This is a genomic window from Geminocystis sp. CENA526, assembly GCF_050753365.1.
GTDB lineage: Bacteria > Cyanobacteriota > Cyanobacteriia > Cyanobacteriales > Cyanobacteriaceae > Geminocystis.
Map to the genome: position 1 here is coordinate 1 of NZ_JBLZFY010000302.1, position 1,187 is coordinate 1,187.

General features: G+C 34.0%; 1 protein-coding gene. It reads right to left on the reverse strand.

Annotated features, from left to right (window positions below; all coding sequences use genetic code 11):
- Positions 1-2 precede the first annotated feature (2 nt).
- Positions 3-1,187: reverse transcriptase domain-containing protein (locus tag ACN4EE_RS23535; RefSeq protein ID WP_431708939.1), on the reverse strand; the 1,185-nt coding region annotated here is incomplete at its 5' end.

Genomic DNA, 1,187 nt, shown 5'->3' on the forward strand with positions numbered 1-1,187 from the left:
GTTTAAAAATAAATTTTTAATAGTTGATAATATTGACTAATATATTTTTGATAAATACCGTCATCCTTACCCTTAACCATACCGATAAACTCTATTTTACCCTTTAATACGTCTTGAAAACGAGGGATTTCTTTCCCTGAAAATCTAGCCTTATGATGATACTTTTCTTCAAACTCCTTTTGTGCAGATTCTAAACCAAACTTAGCCCAAGCATGAAGCATCGCCCTTACTTGACGCACATAACGTCTATCCACATTGGGAAATTGATTAGTGGTTAAACCCGTTACCTCTTGATGATTACCCTTAGTTTGTAAACGGGTTTTCTTCTCATTTACACTAAACCCATTATCTCTAATGATAGTCGAAAGTCGATCGCCCAAGAAAACTTTTTCCGATTCATCCTTATTGACAATATAAGCCAAATCCGCAGGAAAATCCTTGAGAGTAGTAGAAAAAGTTATATCATCAGCATAACGAGTATAAGTTGCCTTACAATCCTTTGCCAAACGCTGTAACTGACTATCCATCTTCCCACAAATCATATTCGTAACCATGGGAGAAGTAGGGGCACCTTGAGGTAACTGATTATTTTGACAACAAATTTGCGCTAACACCGTAGCCACATCAGGAGGTAAATGATAGGGAATCCCCATAAACATCCCCCTAACTCGCCCAAAATTGACAGAAGGGAAAAAGTTTTCTAAGTCTAAATTTAAAACATAGCGTTTTTTGACATGGGCTTTAGCATTAGTAACAATGTTCTTGTCTTGGACAAAACCATGCACTGAAGGCTTAACCTGATAAACTGCTTGTAAAACTTGATTGAGTTTTTGTTGAATAATTTTTAACGCCGTAATTGGGGTTGATATTTGTCTTTCACCGCCAGATTTTTTAGGAATAGTAAAAGTTTTATAACGTCTCTGGGAGTCAACTAAATAAAGATGATAAACTAATCTTTTATGAGGAATATTTAAGAGTTTAGCAACATCTAAAGGAGTTTTTAATTCATAGAATTGTTGTCTTAATTCTTCAGGAGAGTTGGAGAGTAATAAACGATTCTTTTTATCCTGATTTGGTGAAATTAATTGCCCTTGAGGAAAATTTACCGTCATTATTACTCTTAAATAAAAAATAAAAACTTGTGACTTAAAAAAACTAAAATAAAAATCACTTGCAGGTTGTATTCT